We start from the raw sequence: 17205 nt of genomic DNA on the forward strand, positions 1-17205 counted from the left end.
GGCAAGGTATGTGACCCCTCGGCCTTTTTATGGTATTTTAACTGGTTCTACTTTGTTCAAGAAAGAAGTTTTCGATATTATCGGTGATTTTCGTGAGGATATTATCACCGGTGAGGTGATTGATTTGACATATCGTCTTGAGAAAGCCGGTATCAAAATTGCTAAAATAGACTTCGTTGCTTGTGACCGGCGGATACATAATAAAAATTATGGTATAACTAATTCCAATGACGAATATAAGGATTATGCGAAAATATTGCGCGAGCATATGCGTTATATGCATCCTCGGCATGTTCAAAAACAGCATTTGAAAGACTGCAGTTAGGCGGTCTGTGCATGTCTTTTCTTCAATCTTCCTTTGATGACTTCATACGAGTGCTCAAAACTCTCCCTATCAGTTTGCAACGCGCCACACGACGCGTGTTTGCCTGTGTGGTGCTGCAGGCCGTACTGGAAATCGGCTCCATTGCCGCCATCTCCTTTCTTGCTGTCAGCATCACGGCGCCGGAACGGATACTCTCTCATCCTATCGCCGCGCGCCTTTTGAGCCACTTCCCCCAATTACAAGGGCTTACTGCGGATCCGCGCCAGTTCGCCCTGCTTATTGCGGCGCTGGCGGCGGGTCTGATTGCAGCCAAAAATGCCATTTCAGCTTTCGTTAACTACAAAACTAACCAATTGGGCGAACGCATCTCCCTGTTTGCCGGTGAAACAGTTTTTCAGCATTTTTTATATAGCCCCTATATTCAGCACCTGGCAGGTGACAGCGGCGCCATGTTTCAGGCTTTGTCGTGGCGTGATCAACTGGGGCGCATGGTTATACATCTCATGTCGGTATACAGTTACGCCGCAATTGCGCTTGCAATGGCATTGGCTCTTGTTGTTGCCACGCCAGGTATCATTCTTTTGGTTATGGCCGTCATAATCGGTCTTGCCGTAGCTATATACAGACGTCTCAGAGGATCGATGGATCACGCCGGATTGGAGGCCGCCGAATGGGCACGGGAACAAAACAAGGTGACCATGAACGCCATGCACGGCGTACGCGAAATGCTCATATATCGTCAGCAAGACGTCTTTTTCAAAAATTTTGAAAAGTCCTGTAAAGAAGGCATACCATACAGAACTTTTTTGAGTATTGCTCCTTCCGCGCCGACATGGATACTGGAAACAGCCGGTTTTCTGTCTATTGTTGTGACGCTCTGGATTATGCTGACCTTTTTAGACAGTTCCATGGTGCATATCACAGCTGTGCTGACCATGATCATGCTGATAGCCTGGCGCGTGCTGCCATTGCTCAACCGCTCCCTTGGCGCTTTGGTGGTTGTACGCGGAACACGCCATGCCGCTCTCGACTGCCTGGACAAAGTGGAAGAAGCTCTGCAGCATCCTGTGTCCTCATTGCCGGACCCTTCTCCTACCTTCGTATTGCGACGCAGCATCTCGTTTGAGCATGTTTTTTTCCGTTATCCTACGGTTGAGGCTGATTGTCTGAGTAACATTTCGTTCTCCATTACATGCGGAAGTAAAGTCGGCATTATCGGCCAGTCCGGTGCGGGAAAAAGTTCCATTGCTTCCATTCTGAGTGGATTGATCGAGCCAACAGGGGGGGAAATGCTTGTGGACGGCAGGACTATGTCGCCTGCCGATCGGGCCGCTTACTGTGCACGTGTAGGCTATGTCCCGCAGAATCCCTACATTCTTCCGGGAACATTGGCGGAAAACGTGGCCTTCAGCCAATGGGGCAAGCCGTGGGATGAAGAGAAGGTTCTGCGAGCCTGCCGCATGGCCGAACTGGATATCGTGGAGCAGCGTGGCATCAACTTCACTTTGGGACAAGGAGGCGGCGGCCTGTCTGGAGGACAGGCGCAACGACTGTCCATTGCCCGCGCCTTGTACGCGGAACCGTCTGTGCTCATTCTTGATGAAGCTACAAGCGCACTGGATGGCGGCGTGGAATCCGCCATTATGAATACCATTTTTTCTCTTCCCCAGAGCATTACAACCATTACCATCGCGCATAGACTGACAACAGTGGAGCGGTGCGACACCTTGATCTGGATTGACGGGGGAAAGGTACAACGTATCGGATCACCGAAAAAAATTCTTGTGGACTATAAGCAATCTCTGGAGCAACGGGCCTTATTGCAGCATGAATTATAAATTGGGTGATGCGGTGTATTGAGTAAAAAACCGGCCACCCGCCGTATGACGGGTGGCCGGTTCAACAACTCGGGCCGAAAAAGGCTCAGGCTTCCAGAAAGGCTCTGTAGGCTTCCAAAGTGGCATGGAGATCCGCGCAACTGGCCAGCTCAAAGGGGCTGTGCATGGAGAGCACGGCCGGGCCCAGGTCGATGACCCGCATGCCGTAAGCCGCCAGGAAGAGGGCCACTGTGCCGCCGCCGCCCAGATCCACCTTGCCCAGTTCGGCGGTCTGCCAGGGAATGCCTTTGGCATTATACAGGCCGCGCAGTTCGCCGAAAAATTCGGCGTCAGCCTCGCTGGCCCCGTATTTGCCGCGCGAACCCGTGAACTTGGAGAAGCAGGGGCCGTAGCCCAGCTGGGCCGCGTTCTGCTTTTCGTGAACTTCCTGAAAATCCGGGTCCAGAGCGGCCTGCACGTCGGCGGAAAGGGCCCGGCTGTGCAGCAGCACGTGCGAGGCGGGCGTGCCCGGAGCCCAGGCCCGGGCCAGGTCTTCCACGCAGTACTGGAAAAAGCGCGAGGCCGCGCCCGTGGCGCCGTCCGAGCCGATTTCCTCTTTATCCCAGAAGATCACGGCCATGTTCCGCGTGCCGCTTTCGGCCGACAGCAGGGCTTCCAGGGCCGTGAACACGCAGATGCGGTCGTCCTGCCCGTAACCGCCCACCAGGGCCTTGTCAAAGCCCACAAAGCGCGCCGGTCCGGCGGGCACGGCCTGGAGTTCGGCGGTGATCAGGTCTTCTTCATTGATGCCGTATTTCTTGTGCAGAATCTCCAGCAGCTGTTCCTTGACCGGTTCCTTGGGCGCGTCCTTGTCCTTTCCTTTTTTCACTGCCTTGGGGCTGTGGGCCAGGATGATGTTCAGCTTTTCGGCCTCAAATGCCTCGCTGATGGTCTGGCTGCTCTGTTTCTGGGCCAGATGCGGCAGCAGGTCCGCGATGCAGAACACCGGCTCGCCCGGCTTTTCTCCGATGCTCACCGCAAGGCTTTCGCCGTTTTCGCGTATGACCACCCCGTGCAGGGCCAGGGGCCGCGCCAGCCACTGATATTTACGGATGCCGCCGTAATAGTGGGTCTTGGCCTGGGCCACGCCTGGCTGCTCAATGAGCGGGCGTTGCTTGAAGTCCAGACGCGGGGTGTCCGCGTGGGCCGCGATGAGCGCCAGCCCCTCTTCCAACGGTTCGGAGCCGCGCCGGGCCGCGAACAGGGCCTTGCCGCGCAGGGGACGCAGCACGCGCTCCTTGCTGAAATCCTCGCTGTAACCGGCCTGGCTGAGGCGCTCGCGCACATAGTCCACGGTTTCGCGCTCGGTTTTGCAGCGGGTCAGAAAGTCGATGTAACGGGCGGCCAGGGCTTCCATGCTTTTGCGCTGCTTGGCGTCGGCGTAAGTTTCCCAGGCGCTTTGCGGTTTGTAGGCCAGTGTTTTTTCCATGATTATATTCCTTGTTAGTTAGAGCAGATACGCTTGAGATTTCTACGTTGCGGCGGGCAAAGCCCACCTGCGGAAATCTCGCGGGCCTTGTTCCACAAGGCCGAGCATTTGAACAGTAACAGACTAATTTTAATGGCAAAATGCTCCATGATTGCTTTCCGCCGCATGCAGGGCCGTGTGCAGGGCGCGCAGCAGCAGAGGGTACTCGCTGTTTTCCAGGGTACGCGGGTCCAGACAGAAATGGTCGGCCTCCAGACGGCCCAGCAGGGGCGGGTCTGTAGCCAGCAGGGCGTTTTTCAGAGCCGTGGCGCTGATCCGCGCGGGTTTGAGGCAGACCAGGCTGGTAGGCAGGTCGTATTGGGGAAAGGCCCCGCCGCCCACACGGGAGACATCCGGGCGCACGCTCACGGCGCAGTCATCGCCCAGGGCTTTGCGCAGGCGGACGGCCAGGACGCGGGCGCGCCGGGCCAGTTCTTCGGGCCGCAGGCAGATGCGGCGCAGGGTGGGGATGCGCTCGCGGGCCTTGTCCGGGTCCAGGTAGAGGCGCAGGGTGGCTTCCAGGGCGGCCAGGCAGAGCTTGTCGCAACGCAGGGCGCGGGTCAGGGGATTGTTCTTGAGCCTGTCCACCAGCTCTTTGCGCCCGGCGATGATTCCGGCCTGGGGGCCGCCCAGCACCTTGTCTCCGGAAAAGGTCACCAGATCCGCGCCGCCCGCCAGCACCGAGGGCACGGTGGGCTCGTTGGGCAGGCCGTAGGGCGAAAAATCCATGAAGCTGCCGCTGCCCAGATCCTCAAACAGCGGCAGGCCGCGCTCGCGCGCCAGAGCCGCCAGCTCCGGCAGGGGCACGGAGGACTGGAAGCCCACGATGCGGTAATTGGAAGTGTGCACGCGCAGCAGGGCGCGGGTGTTTTCGTTGATGGCCGCCGCATAGTCGCGCAGATGGGTGCGGTTGGTGGCCCCCACTTCGCGCAGATGCGCGCCGCTTTTTTCCATGACCTCCGGAATGCGGAAGCTGCCGCCGATCTCCACCAGTTCGCCGCGCGAGACGATCACCTCGCCGTCCTTGCAGAAGCCGTCCAGCATCAGCAGCACGGCGGCGGCGTTGTTATTGACCACCAGCGCGGCCTCGGCCCCGCTCAGGCGGCAGATCAGATTCTCCACCAGTTCGTAGCGGCTACCGCGCCCGCCGGTGCGCAGGTTGAGCTCCAGATTGCAGTAGCCGTCGGCGGCCAGGGCCACGGCCTGCCGCGCCTCTTGAGCCAGCACGGAGCGGCCCAGATTGGTATGCACCACCACGCCAGTGGCGTTGAGCACGGGCCTGAGCCGGGGCCGCAGCCCGGCGCGGACGTGCGCCAGCAGGGCGGGCAGTTGGGCCTCCAGGTTCAGTTGGGCGGCCGCGCGGCAGCGCCCGGCGCGAATGTCCTCCCGCCGGGCGTCCCAGAACTGTGTGACCAGTTCGCGCAGCAGAGCGCGCGGAGCCGCTTCCAGATTTTGATCGGCAACAATCAGGGCATCCAGACAGAGATCCGTGGCCGGGATGGCGCGAAAAAGCTCGTTCATGGCAGGGCCTTTGGCGGTACGGCCGCCAGCAGATGGGGAAAGAGCGCAAAAAATTCGGCCAGCAGGTAGAGAGAGCCGGTCAGCAGCAGCGGGCGTTCAGGGGCCGCGCCTCCGAGACGGTGCGCTGCCGCCAGGGCGTCGGGCAGGGCGCGCGGGCCTTCAAAAACTGCGGCCGTGGCCGGGGGCAGGCCGTCGCAGGCCCGGGCCACCTCGCGCGGGTCGGCGGCGCGCGGATTGTCCAGAACCGGGATGAGCAGCGGGGCCGCGCCCAGCCAATGCTTGAGCATCAGGGCCGAGGTGCGCCAGTCTTTGTCCCCCAGGCAGGAAAAAACAGCTCCGGCGGGCCGGATGTCCGCCGCATCCAGAGCCAGCAGCAGGGCGCGCATGCCGTGGGGATTGTGCGCGCCGTCCAGCAGCATTGGCGGGTAGTCCTTTGTGCCGGGCACGGATTGGAAGCGGCCCGGCAGAAAGGCATGGGCCAGACCTTGCGCCTGCGCTAGGGCGTTGTCGGCGCTTTTATCCAGCAGCGGGGCCAGATTGCGCCAGGCCGTGAGGGCCAGCCCGGCGTTGACCAACTGGTGCGGCCCGGCCAGCCCAAGGCGGGGCGCGGAAGCGGCGGGCAGGGGCGTGGCCTGGAACAGCATGGCCTTGTGGGCGCGCGCGGCTTCTTCAAGGCAGCGCGCCGCCTCGGGAAATTGCGGGGCCGTGCAGACCGGGGCCGGGCCACGCACGGCGGCGGCCTTGTCCGTTGCGATAGCCGAGAGGGTGGGACCCAGCACGTCCCTGTGATCCAGGGCGATGGGCGCGTAGCAGAGCAGGTCGGCGGGCACGGCGGTGGTGGCGTCGTGCCGTCCCCCCAGGCCCGCTTCCAGCACGGCCACATCCATCTTTTCCTCCCGGAAGAGCAGCAGGGCCAGGACCGTGAGAAATTCAAAATAGGTCAGGTCCGGAGCCGCGGCCATGATCTCGTTGGCGTGCGGGGTCCAGCTTTCGTCCGGCCGGGGATGGCCGTCCACGCGGATGCGTTCCTCGGGCGAGACAAAGTGCGGCGAAGTGTACAGACCGGTTTTGCAGCCGTGGGCCATGCAGAGCGAGGCCAGAAAGGCCGCCGTGGAGCCCTTGCCGTTGGTGCCCAGAACCTGGACCACCGTGAAGGGGGGGCGGGTCAGATCCAGGGCCCTTAGGGCGCGGTGCATGCGGTTCAGGCTCAGATCCATGTGGAAGAGGCCCAGGCCGTCAAGATGGGCCAGTACTTCCCGAACATTTTGAAATGGCGTGCGCATGGCCGTCACACTACCTGAAAGCGGTCCGTCTGTCAGCGGGGCCGGTCCTCGGCGTCCCGCGCAGCGCCCCGGCGTTTTTCGCGCGCTTTTTTCAGTCGGAAGCCCGTATACAACATACCCAGCCAGAGAGGCAGCAGCAGGACCGCCGGGCGGGTGTCTTCCAGTTGGGTCATCAGCGCCAGCACCAGAGCCAGAAAGGCCAGACAGGCATAATTCAGCCAGGGACAGCCCGGCGCGCGGAACCCGCCGTCGCCACTGGAGGCGCGCGCGTCGCGGATGCGGCGGAAGCGGAGGTGGGTGAGGGCGATCATGCCCCAGGCCAGCAGGGCGGCGGCAGTGGCGATGGAGACCACATAGAGAAAGACCTTGCCGGGAAAAAGCCAGTTGAGCAGCACAATGACTGCCGTGCAGAGCGAGGAAAACAGCGTGCCCCGGTAGGGCGCGCCGTGGCGGTTGAGTCTGGCGAAAAAGGCCGGGGCGTTGCCCTGCAGGGCCAGACTGTAGAGCATGCGCGCATTGCTGTAAGCGCCGCTGTTGTACACCGACACGGCAGCGGACAGCACCACGAGATTGAGAATTCCGGCCGCCGCCGGAATGCCCAGGCCGGAAAAGATCAGCACAAAGGGGCTGCCGTCCATGCCCACCTTGTTCCAGGGGTAGATGATCATCATGACCGCCAGCGCGCCGATGTAGAACAGCAGAATGCGTCGCAGCACCAGGCGGATGGCTTTGGGCAGGCTTTTTTTCGGATTGTCGGCCTCCCCGGCGGTGACCGCGATGAGTTCCGTGCCGCCGAAGGAAAACATGACCAGCACCAGAGAGAGCAGCATGCCCCATACGCCGTGCGGAAAAAAGCCGCCGTGCCGCCAGAGATTGGCGAAGTCCGGCGCGTCCGCTCCACCGGGGCCCCGGCCCGCGTGCAGCACGATCAGCGCCACGCCCAGGCCGATCATGCCGAGAACCGCCGCCACCTTGATCAGGGCGAACCAGAATTCCAGCTCGCCGTAGAGTTTCACCTGAATCAGGTTGACGGCGGTAACCCCGGCCAGCACGAGAAAAGCCGTGAGCCACTGCGGAAAATCCGGCAGCCAGTAATTGACGTAGATGCCCACTACCGAGAGCTCGGTCATGCTCACGGCCACATAGAGAAACCAGTAATTCCAGCCGGAGAGGAAGCCGGGGAACTCGCCCCAATACTTGTAGGCGAAGTGGCTGAATGCGCCGCTCACGGGTTCGGCCACGGCCATTTCGCCCATCATGCGCATGATCAGCCAGATCACGGCTCCGCCCAGCAGATAGGCCAGCAGCACGGACGGCCCGGCCAGGGAGATGGAGGCGGCGGAACCGTAGAACAGGCCGGTGCCGATGGCTCCGCCCAGCGCGATCATCTGGATATGCCGGTTTTTCAGCCCGCGTTGCAGTTTCCGGCCGGACTCCCGCTTCTGATCCTGCTCCACGCCGCCCTCCTTGCCGACAGGCGCTGTTTTATGGCGTAACGTGCCGGACTGTACAGACAATCGGCGCGTGGAACAAGCCGTGCCCGCGTCTTGACGCGGCGGACCGCCATCCCTATAGTGAGCCCGAAAACAGCGGGATGGTCGTTGTTTTGTTCCGCGCTCATAGCTCAGATGGATAGAGCAGGAGCCTTCTAAGCTCTTGGTCGGGGGTTCGATTCCTCCTGGGCGCGCCAGAGAGTTCAGCGGAGCGCATCATACAATGATGCGCTCCGCTTTTTCTTATTGCCGACTGTTGAAATAGTTGTTATGCGTTATTAAATGGGATAACTGTAGTCTGCGGATGGCAACACTGCGTTTGTGGGGGAAATTATGCGGAATCTACGCCGCTTGGTCTGCGTATGGGCGGTCATGTGCGTGCTGTTGTCCGGCCTTGCCGTGGCTGCCGTTGCCGCCGGGCCGTATCACGGCAATGTACAGAGCCGGATTTATCACAACAGTTCCTGCCGTTACTACTTTTGTAAACGGTGCACGGCGGTGTTTGCGACGGTCCAGGCTGCGCAGGCGGCCGGATACCGGGCCTGCAGAGTTTGCGGCGGCTGACCGGGCGGATTTTCCGGCAAGCGCCCGGCATCTTGAGCGATGGGCTTTTTCTTCCCGGAGGCCCGTTGCGGCGGCGTTGACAACAGGAGCGCCTTCAAGCAACTTGCCTGAATGGCAAAGGAAATCCCATGCCGCGCGCAAGCGGGCATGCCGGATCAGAGCGACGGCCGGAGTCAGTCCCCCGGGCTCGGGCCGCTTCATCCGCACCGCAACCTTGGAGGAAAGTCCGCATGGATATGAAAACACTGCGCCGACAGGCGCGAGAGCGCATGAATGGGGCCTGCCGCGTCTGCCCCCAATGCGACGGCAAGGCCTGTGCCGGTGAACTGCCGGGCATGGGCGGCATCCGCACCGGCGCTTCGTTCCGCGCCAATGTAAGCGCCCTTGAAAAAGTCTGTCTGAAAATGCGGCTGATTCATGAGGTGCGCGCTCCGGAAACCGCCTGCGAGGTATTGGGGCTCTCCTTGAGCATGCCGGTGCTGATTGCTCCGCTGGCGGGCACGCCCTTCAATATGGGCAAGGGGCTGCCCGAGGAGCGCTTTGCCCAGGTGGTCACGGAAGGAGCCCGTTCCGCCGGGACCATTTCCTGTACCGGCGACGGCACGTCCGAAGTGTTCGACAGCGGGCTGAACGCCGTCCAGGCTGCCGAAGGCTGGGGTATCCCTGTCATCAAACCCTGGGCCGGAGAAGCCTTTTTCGAGCGCCTGGAGCGCGTCGCCCAGGCCGGTTGCCGCGTGGCGGGCATGGACATCGACACCGCCGCCATCACCGCTCTGGCCAAGAGCAAGCGCCCGGTATCGCCCAAAAGCCGCGCGGAACTGAGCGCCATTGTGGAAAAGGCCCATGCCCTGGGACTGAAATTTATGCTTAAGGGCGTGCTCAGCGTGGAAGACGCCCTGGCCGCCGAGGAATGCGGCTGCGACGCCATCGTGGTTTCCAATCACGGCGGCCGCGCCTTTGAGGCAGTGCCGGGCACGGCCGCCGTGCTGCCCGCCATCGCCCAAAGCGTGCGCGGGATGACGGTGCTCGTTGACGGCGGCGTGCGCGCCGGAGCGGATGTGCTCAAGATGCTGGCCCTGGGCGCCGGGGCCGTGCTGATCGGACGCCCCGCGATCATCGCGGCCATGGGCGGCGAGGAGGAGGGAGTCCGGATGTTGTTGACCCGGATGCAGCGTCAGCTTGTGGAAAGTATGCTGCTCACGGGCTGCGCCTCGGTTCGGGAGGCCGGGCCGCATCTGCTGGCCTGAGCCGGGAAAGCCACCGGCGAAGAAAAAAGGAAGGCGGCGGCATCATGAAGATGCCGCCGCCGTTTTATGTACAGCTGAAAAGCTGATGGTTTACTTGTTTATGCAGGCCTTGATGGCGTTGATCAGGCGGTCGATGGGTTCCTCGCGCGCACCCTCGCCCATGACGCCCACGCGGATGACCTTGCCGGCCAGGTCGCCGAGGCCGCCGGCCACTTCGATTTTGTGCTCCTTGCGCAGGCAGGCGCGCAGGGCGTTGGCGTCCACACCGGCGGGCGGCAGGAAGAGGTTGATCTGCGGAGCCCCGCCTTCCTTGACGTAGGGCGTGAAGCCGAGCTTGGCCAAGCCGTCGGTCAGGCGCCGGTGCATGGCCACGTGGCGCGCGAAGGAGGCGTCCAGACCTTCGGTCAGCAGGTTGTCCAGGGCCTGATGCATGGCATAGTACATGTTGATGGGCGCGGTGTGGTGATAGACGCGGGGCGAACCTTCCCAGTACTTGCGGATCAGGGAAACATCCATGTACCAGTTGGGCACCTTGGTCTTGCGTTTGGCAATGGCTTCCATGGCCGCGTCGGAGAAGGAGGCGGGAGCCAGTCCCGGAGGCACGGAGAGGCATTTCTGCGAACCGCTGTAGAAGGCGTCGATGCCCCATTCGTCCACGCGCATGTCCACGCCGCCCAGACCGGCCACGCTGTCTACCAGATAGAGGGTGTCGCTGTTCTTGACCAGTTCGCCGATGGCGGCGATGGGGTTGTTGATGCCGGTGGAGGTTTCGGCATGCACGGCGGCCAGAATCTTGTAATGTTTCTTGTCCAGCCGGGCCTTGACGGCGGCCGGATCAATGGGCCGGCCCCAGGGGCACTCCACCACGTCCACCCGCGCGCCCAGGCGCGTGGCCACTTCCACCATGCGCGAGCAGAACACGCCGTTGTTGACGATCAGCACGTCGTCGCCGCGCTCTACCAGGTTGACGAAGGTGGCTTCCATGCCGGCGGAGCCGGTGCCGGAAATGGGGAAGGTCACGGCATTTCTGGTTTTGCACACGGCGCGCAGCTGTTCCTGCATGGCGTCCATGACCTTGATGCAGTCGGGATCAAGATGACCCAGCGTGGGAATGCTCATGGCCTTGAGCACATTGGGGGCGACCGGGCTGGGGCCGGGGGCCATCAGCAGAACGTGATCCAATTCTCCGAAAACTGTGGTCATTTCAAGCTCCTGGTTTATGGGTGGCGTGCGCCGGATGTTCAAAATCCCTATCCAAATACTGTAACAATACTTATAGAAGCACAATAAAAATCCTATAACGCTGTATGGATCTGTAGGAAATCACGGAATGGCATCAAACCGTGTCTGCCGCGCGGGCAAGTGGCATGGCGTGCCCGTCCGGCGTATTCAGAAGCGCATTTTTAGTTCTGTCCGAATCTTGTTCCGATCCGGCGCAATAGTGTCCGGCAGACGCAACGCGGGGCATTGCTTTGTTGATGCTGACATTCATTGAATGCACAATCTGGAACTATCTGCCTGTAACAACCGGAATTTTTGTTTTACTGTGATTTTTTTCACATTTGTGTGGATAAAAAAAGCAGCGTGGACAACACTGCCATGTGCGAAGCACAATATGTCAAAAGCAAATACTTGTCCAGTCCGGGAAAGCGCAGGCCCGGTGCGGACCGCAGCCGTTTCATGTCCGGAAAGACGGCGCGAACGCCGTCTTTCCGGCAGAATCATTTCGCGGCGTCCCTGACCGGATGCAGCCGGGGAACCTGCTGTGGGGCCAGCGGCGCGCCCGCCGTTTTGTCGCGTACCAATTGCGTGAAGTCACTGAGTTCAAAGCGGGCTTCGCCCACCACGGGCGGAGCGCTGACCCGGGCGGCCACCGGCGCGTGACGGCGCGGATCGGCCGACGCTTCCGGTCCGTTCTGAACGGCGCTCCGGACGTCCGGAGACTGGGCAGGGCTGACCACGTCCCTTCGTAACTGCGGAGCGGTGGCAAGAGTCGGGTATTCCCCGTCAAAAGGCGCGTGCAGCGCCTCCAGCGGCTGGGCGTAAAACCGTACCCGCACTTCCCGCTTGTCTCCCCGGCCCCAGAGTTCCAGAAACAAAACGCCCGCCGGAGGGATGTCATTGGGGGGATAGCCTTCGGCCTGCCAGTTGACGCCCAGCAGACCGCCCACATTGGCGATATTTGTGTCGTGTCCCACGAACACCACCAGGGAGGCCGCGTTGAGGCGCTGGTCATAATGCATGCCCGTCAGGGCGGCAGCCATTTCCGTGAGCAGGGACGAGCCGCGCGCCCAAGCCACCAGGGGCGTGCGGTTGACCACGTCGAAAACACGGCTGTGCACGGGCAGCACCTGGCTCAGTGTCTTGCCGTCCACCTGCCCCCAACCGGCGTCGCTGCCGGGCCATTGCCCATACTCCAGCAGGAAGATTTCGGCCAGGCTGGAGGCGATGCCCAGGCCTCCGGCAAGGCCCACGCTACGGCCCTCCGGCGAGACGCTCACGGCGTTGGGGAGATCGGAAAGACGGCATTGCGGCGACAGGCCGAAACGGCTGCACAACTCGGGCGAAGGCGGCGCGCTCAGCTGGTCGATGAGGGCCAGCGGACCGGCGAAATCCTCCTGCAACTGCTCCAGGCCGCCGCCGGTCGTATTCAGAACATCCGTGGCCGTAGCCGCGGGATCAAAGGCGTACAGACCGGCCTTGACCGGATGGAAAAGGGGGTCGGGTCTGGCTTCGGCCACGGCATAGCCCTGCGCGCAGTCCGGGCCTAGGCCGTCAAGCAGCGCCCGAGCCGTAGCCCTGGTGCGCTGGTCCGTGTCGGCGCGCACAAAAACCGCGCCCGGCGGAGGGCAAAGCGCATCCGGCAGCAGGCCGTGATTGAGCAACACGCCGCGCAGATCCGCCCACATGGCCGTGACCAATCGCGCCCCGCGCGGCGTCAGGTGCCCGCGCTCCACCGGCCAGTGCGGCCAGAGGCGGGCGCTCCAGGCGGACAGGGTTTTCACGTCCTGGGTGGGCGAACGCACACCGTGCCTGGACAGAGCTACTATTTTGAGCAGCCGGGCGTCGCCGTCCGCGACGGCTCCGGCTGCCGGGGAACTGAAAAAAAAAGCGCAGGCCAAGGTGAAAAAAAAGAGATGCAGGGCGCGCATGCCGTTCCTCCTTACCGCGACTGCTGCACTCAACATAGCCGTAAAGCATACGGGCGGCAACGGCATTTTGGCCGCCTTTGGAAAATGCGACCCTGCGGACTTGAGATGTTCATGGAAAAAAGCTATACTAATTGTTTGGAAAACGTATTTTTCGGGTGAGAAACAGTGCTCAGCAGTTCCGAACAAATCAAACGCACCTACGCGATGGGTTTTCTGATCGGCGGAATTTTCCTCGTCTGCGGTCTGATTCTGCTGCGTCAGGTCAGTTTGCAGAATGAGCGGGAAAACGCGCTTTACCTGTATGACACCGTCAATCAGCTGCGCACCCTGTTTCAGCGCCAGATCGCGCTGGATTTTCAGACTTTGCAAGGCGTGGCCGTCAGTCTCGGCCATGTGCCGGAAAAAGAAGTCCTTTCCGTCCTGAAGGAAGTCAATGACAATAACGCCTTTTTGCGCATGGGTCTGGCCAAGCCCGACGGCAGTGTGGATCTCGTGGACATCAGCGGGGATCTGCACCGGAATGTGAATCTGGCCGGCGAGCCTTTTTTCCAAAAGGCCCTCGCGGGCCAGCCCGCGCTTTCCGAAGTGCGCCGGAATTCCCTCGGCCCCGGCGCGGTGGTCTACTGCGCGGTGCCCGTGCATGGTGAAAAAGGGATCAGCGGCGTGCTCGTGGCCGTCAATGCGGCGGATATTTTTCTGAATATTCTCGGCATTTCCCTGTTCGACAATCAGGGCGTATCGTCGCTTATCGACGGAAGCGGCGCGTACGTCCTGCGGGCCTCTTCCGGCGGGGCCGTGATCGGCGGCCGGGAAGGGGATATTTTCCGCCTCGGCTCCCTGGAAGACACCAAGCGGGAACAGGTGCTGGAAAATTTGCGGAACCACCGGCGCGGCGTCTTTTTCTACATTGCGGACGGCAAGAAATATTTCGCCGCGTACGAACCTCTGGACGTCAACAACTGGTTTTTGTTCTGCACCGTGCCCGCGGCGGCCCTGACGCTGGCTCCCAACGCGCTGCTGTTCAGCATCTGCGTGATCATCGGCCTGGCCCTGCTGCTTTCCTTCTTTCTGCTCTGGCGCGTCCGCGTCATCAGCAACAGATATCGCGGCGAACTTGAGCGCCTGGCCTTTGTGGACCCTCTGACCGGGGTGCGTAACGCCAACCGGCTCAAAATGGACGCTTCCTCCCTGGTGCGGCACAATCCGGATCAGATTTTCGCCATCTGGTACGCGGACATCAAGAATTTCAAGTTCTACAACGAGATGTTCGGCTATGAGATGGGCGACAGGGAACTGGTGCGCATCGCCGGGTTGCTGGCGGCCTGCGACGGCCCCCTGTCCCTCTGCTGCCGGGTCTCGGCGGACAAGTTCGCGGGCATCCGGCCTATGCGCGACCGGGAGGAGTTCTCCCGGGAGTTCCAGCGTCTCTGCAAACGCATTGAAAACGACGCGGCCCGGCTTTCGCGCGCCTTCCCCCTGGTGTTGCATGTGGGCGTCTACGGCACGGATACGGCCGGGAGCGGAGAGCTCTCTTTCATGGACATGCTCAACCGTGCCAATATCGCCCTGCGCGTGGCCAAGGAGGGGCGTTCCGACACTTGCGTGTTCTACTCCGAAGACATGCGCGGCCTGGCCCTGCGTCAGCTGGATATTGAGAGCCGGATGGAGAACGCCCTGCGCGGGAGCCAGTTCAAACTCTATTTTCAGCCCAAGGTGGATATCCAGAACGGCAACCGCGTCCACGGCGCGGAAGTGCTGGCGCGCTGGCTTGACGGCGACCGCCTGGTGCCGCCGTGCGACTTCATTCCGCTCTTCGAGCGCAACGGCTTCATCGTCCAGCTTGACCGCTATATGTTCTCCCAGGCCTGCGCTTGGCTGCAACAGCGCATCAGAAGCGGCAAGGAGCCGCTGAACATCGCGGTGAACGTTTCGCGCCTGAGCATCATGCAGGACGATTTCCTCCAGTATTACAGTAACATCAAAGAGCGCTACGCCATTCCAGACGGCCTGCTGGAGCTGGAGTGCACGGAGTCCCTGGCCCTGTTCGACGAACGCTTCCGGGAGTTGGTGCTGGAATTGCAGAAAAGCGGTTTCGGCTGCTCCCTGGATGATTTCGGCGCGGGTTTTTCCTCGCTCAATGTGCTTAAGGAACTGCCCATTGACGTGCTCAAGCTGGATATGCTGTTCCTGCGCAAAAGTCAGGATATCAAGCGCGAGCGCATCGTGGTTTCCAATGTCATCGCCATGGCGCAGCAACTGGGCATCCGTACCGTGGCCGAAGGAGTGGAGAGCGCCGAACAGGTGGAATTTCTGAAGGCTAAGGGCTGTAATCTGGTGCAGGGCTATGTCTTTGCCCGGCCCATGCCCGAAGCGGACTTCGACGCCCTGCTGGACAGCCTGGGCGACCTTGCCATGTCCTTGGCCCGGAACTGAGTATGCGGCGAACAACGCGGGGCGCGCCGTGCGTCGGGCGGTCCGCAAACAGCGGCAGGTAACAACAGCAATGCCTATAGCCATTCCACGCTTCGACGCCGGGGATACCGTCATTGTCCCCGACGTGCGCATCAGCGACGCGTCCGCGCTGGAAATCCGTTCCGCCCGGGTGGGAGACGTGCACGGCATGTCGGCCCTGATCAACCAGTATGCCTCCTCCAACGTCATGTTGGCGCGGGGGCCGCAGTATCTGTACCAGCACATTCAGGACTATATGGTGGCGACGGCCCCGGCGGCGGACGACGGGCGGGAAACCGTGGTGGCCTGCGGTTCCCTGCATGTGCTCTGGGAGGATCTGGCGGAAATCCGCTCCATTGCCGTGCACCAGGCCTGCCAGAACCAGGGCCTGGGCAGGCGGCTGGTGGACGCGCTGGTGGAGCGCTGCCGCCGTCTGGGCATCCCCAGGGTCTTTGTGTTCACCCTGGCCGAATCTTTCTTCAGCAATTGCGGCTTCCAGGAATTTCAACGGGAAAGCCTGCCTGCCGTGGTCTGGGTGGAGTGCAGCAAATGCCCGAAATTTTACCGATGTGACGAAATCGGCATGATCCGTACGCTTTGACGGGCACGGGCGCCCGGAGCGCCGGAGACGCTTTGTTTGCACGCCGCCGGGGGTTCTGCCCCCGTTTTCATTTTTCACCCTTTCCCATGCCCGTATGGGCCGGAGCAGAGCATGAACAGACTGGAGCAGAGGGATTTTCTGAAGGAAATCGACTTTACCCCGGAAGATCTGACCTATCTTCTGGATCTGGCGGCTGAACTCAAAGTGGCCAAAAAGGCCCGCCGCGAACCCAAATTCATGCGGGACAAAAACATCGTGATCCTTTTTGAAAAGGATTCCACGCGCACCCGCTGCTCCTTTGAGGTGGCCGCCCATGATCAGGGCGCGCACGTCACCTATCTGGGGCCGTCCGGCTCGCAGATGGGCAAAAAGGAATCCCTGGCCGACACGGCCCGCGTGCTGTCCCGTTTTTTTGACGGCATCGAATACCGGGGCTATGAGCAGAGCCGGGTGGAAGCTCTGGCCGAATATGCCTCTGTGCCGGTCTGGAACGGCCTGACCAATGAATGGCACCCCACCCAACTGCTGGCCGACATGCTGACCATGCGCGAATGCTGCTCCAAGCCCCTGAACCGGCAGAGCCTGGCGTATCTGGGCGACGCCCGTTACAATATGGGCAATTCCCTGATGATCGGTTCGGCCATGCTGGGCGTGGATTTCCGTTCCGTGGCCCCCGGGGATCTCTGGACCTCGGACGAGGTTTTTGAAATGGCGCGGCATATCGCCCGGAGCACCGGGGCCAGAATCACGCGTACCGAAAGCGTGGAAGAGGGCGTCAAGGACTGCGATTTTCTCTATACCGACGTCTGGGTCTCCATGGGGGAGCCCGACGAGGTCTGGAAAGAACGCATCGAACTGCTTGCCCCCTACCGCGTGGACATGGCCGTCATGGACAAGACGGGCAACCCGGACTGCAAGTTTCTGCACTGCCTGCCCGCTTTCCACAATCGGGAGACCACAGTGGGCGAGGACATCTACCGGCGCTTCGGCATCGAATGCATGGAAGTGGACGACGCCGTTTTTGAATCCGGCCGCAATATGGCCTTTGAAGAAGCGGAAAACCGGATGCACACCATCAAGGCCGTGATGGTGGCCACGCTGGCTGAAGAGCCGCTGTCCTTCGAGAAAAAGTAAGGCCGGGCGTGAGCCGGGCGCGGCGGCGAAGAGATCTTGCCACCTAAAACGAAGTGTTGCGTGGTTATGGTACTGGAGCAACGGGGTAT

The 17205-nt window shown here is 61.5% G+C and carries 12 protein-coding genes and 1 tRNA gene; 7 read left to right on the forward strand and 6 right to left on the reverse strand.

Annotated features, from left to right (window positions below):
• A partial coding sequence (locus KH208_RS05425; protein ID WP_291434507.1) for a hypothetical protein occupies positions 1 to 325 on the forward strand: 325 nt, incomplete at its 5' end.
• A gap of 11 nt (positions 326 to 336) precedes the next feature.
• Entirely contained in the window at positions 337 to 2163 is a 1827-nt protein-coding gene (locus KH208_RS05430; protein ID WP_291434509.1) for an ABC transporter ATP-binding protein, read from the forward strand.
• Between the two features lie 85 nt (positions 2164 to 2248).
• Here KH208_RS05430 and KH208_RS05435 read toward each other — a convergent pair whose 3' ends face one another.
• The 4 genes from KH208_RS05435 to KH208_RS05450 all read right to left on the reverse strand — a co-directional run bounded on the left by KH208_RS05435 (position 2249) and on the right by KH208_RS05450 (position 7931).
• Complete coding sequence (locus KH208_RS05435) at positions 2249 to 3631, reverse strand: aminopeptidase (RefSeq protein ID WP_291434511.1); 1383 nt, start codon at positions 3629 to 3631, stop codon at positions 2249 to 2251.
• A 129-nt stretch (positions 3632 to 3760) separates the two neighbouring features.
• A complete protein-coding gene (gene selA, locus KH208_RS05440; protein ID WP_291434513.1) occupies positions 3761 to 5191 on the reverse strand; it encodes an L-seryl-tRNA(Sec) selenium transferase in 1431 nt (476 codons plus the stop codon).
• The gene (locus KH208_RS05445; protein ID WP_291434515.1) at positions 5188 to 6474 is read right to left on the reverse strand and encodes a cyanophycin synthetase; all 1287 of its coding nucleotides are present in this window, start codon (positions 6472 to 6474) and stop codon (positions 5188 to 5190) included. Before KH208_RS05445 ends, selA begins: the two co-directional genes overlap by 4 nt.
• Before the next feature lie 32 nt (positions 6475 to 6506).
• Positions 6507 to 7931, reverse strand: a complete 1425-nt coding sequence (locus KH208_RS05450; RefSeq protein WP_291434517.1) for an amino acid permease — start codon at positions 7929 to 7931, stop codon at positions 6507 to 6509.
• 156 nt (positions 7932 to 8087) lie between these two features.
• On the opposite strand from KH208_RS05450, the gene KH208_RS05455 reads away from it, so the two are divergent.
• Together KH208_RS05455 and KH208_RS05465 are read left to right on the forward strand one after the other, a co-directional pair.
• Positions 8088 to 8164: transfer RNA gene (locus KH208_RS05455), tRNA-Arg, on the forward strand.
• A 597-nt stretch (positions 8165 to 8761) separates the two neighbouring features.
• Complete coding sequence (locus KH208_RS05465; protein WP_291434519.1) at positions 8762 to 9778, forward strand: alpha-hydroxy-acid oxidizing protein; 1017 nt, start codon at positions 8762 to 8764, stop codon at positions 9776 to 9778.
• A 90-nt stretch (positions 9779 to 9868) separates the two neighbouring features.
• Here the strand turns inward: KH208_RS05465 and KH208_RS05470 are convergent, their stop codons facing one another.
• Together KH208_RS05470 and KH208_RS05475 are read right to left on the reverse strand one after the other, a co-directional pair.
• Entirely contained in the window at positions 9869 to 10981 is a 1113-nt protein-coding gene (locus KH208_RS05470) for an alanine--glyoxylate aminotransferase family protein (RefSeq protein WP_291434520.1), read from the reverse strand.
• 518 nt (positions 10982 to 11499) lie between these two features.
• The gene (locus KH208_RS05475) at positions 11500 to 12930 is read right to left on the reverse strand and encodes a histidine-type phosphatase (RefSeq protein WP_291434522.1); all 1431 of its coding nucleotides are present in this window, start codon (positions 12928 to 12930) and stop codon (positions 11500 to 11502) included.
• A gap of 165 nt (positions 12931 to 13095) precedes the next feature.
• Between KH208_RS05475 and KH208_RS05480 the strand changes: the two genes are divergently transcribed.
• From KH208_RS05480 to argF, 3 genes are all read left to right on the forward strand, one after another.
• Complete coding sequence (locus KH208_RS05480) at positions 13096 to 15363, forward strand: EAL domain-containing protein (protein ID WP_291434524.1); 2268 nt, start codon at positions 13096 to 13098, stop codon at positions 15361 to 15363.
• Between the two features lie 70 nt (positions 15364 to 15433).
• Positions 15434 to 15982, forward strand: coding sequence for an N-acetyltransferase (locus KH208_RS05485; RefSeq protein ID WP_291434526.1), 549 nt, complete (start codon positions 15434 to 15436; stop codon positions 15980 to 15982).
• 111 nt (positions 15983 to 16093) lie between these two features.
• The gene (gene argF, locus KH208_RS05490; protein ID WP_291434528.1) at positions 16094 to 17116 is read left to right on the forward strand and encodes an ornithine carbamoyltransferase; all 1023 of its coding nucleotides are present in this window, start codon (positions 16094 to 16096) and stop codon (positions 17114 to 17116) included.
• The last annotated feature ends 89 nt before the right edge of the window (positions 17117 to 17205 follow it).

Source organism: Desulfovibrio sp. (assembly GCF_018379785.1).
In the GTDB taxonomy this organism is placed as follows: Bacteria; Desulfobacterota; Desulfovibrionia; order Desulfovibrionales; family Desulfovibrionaceae; genus Desulfovibrio.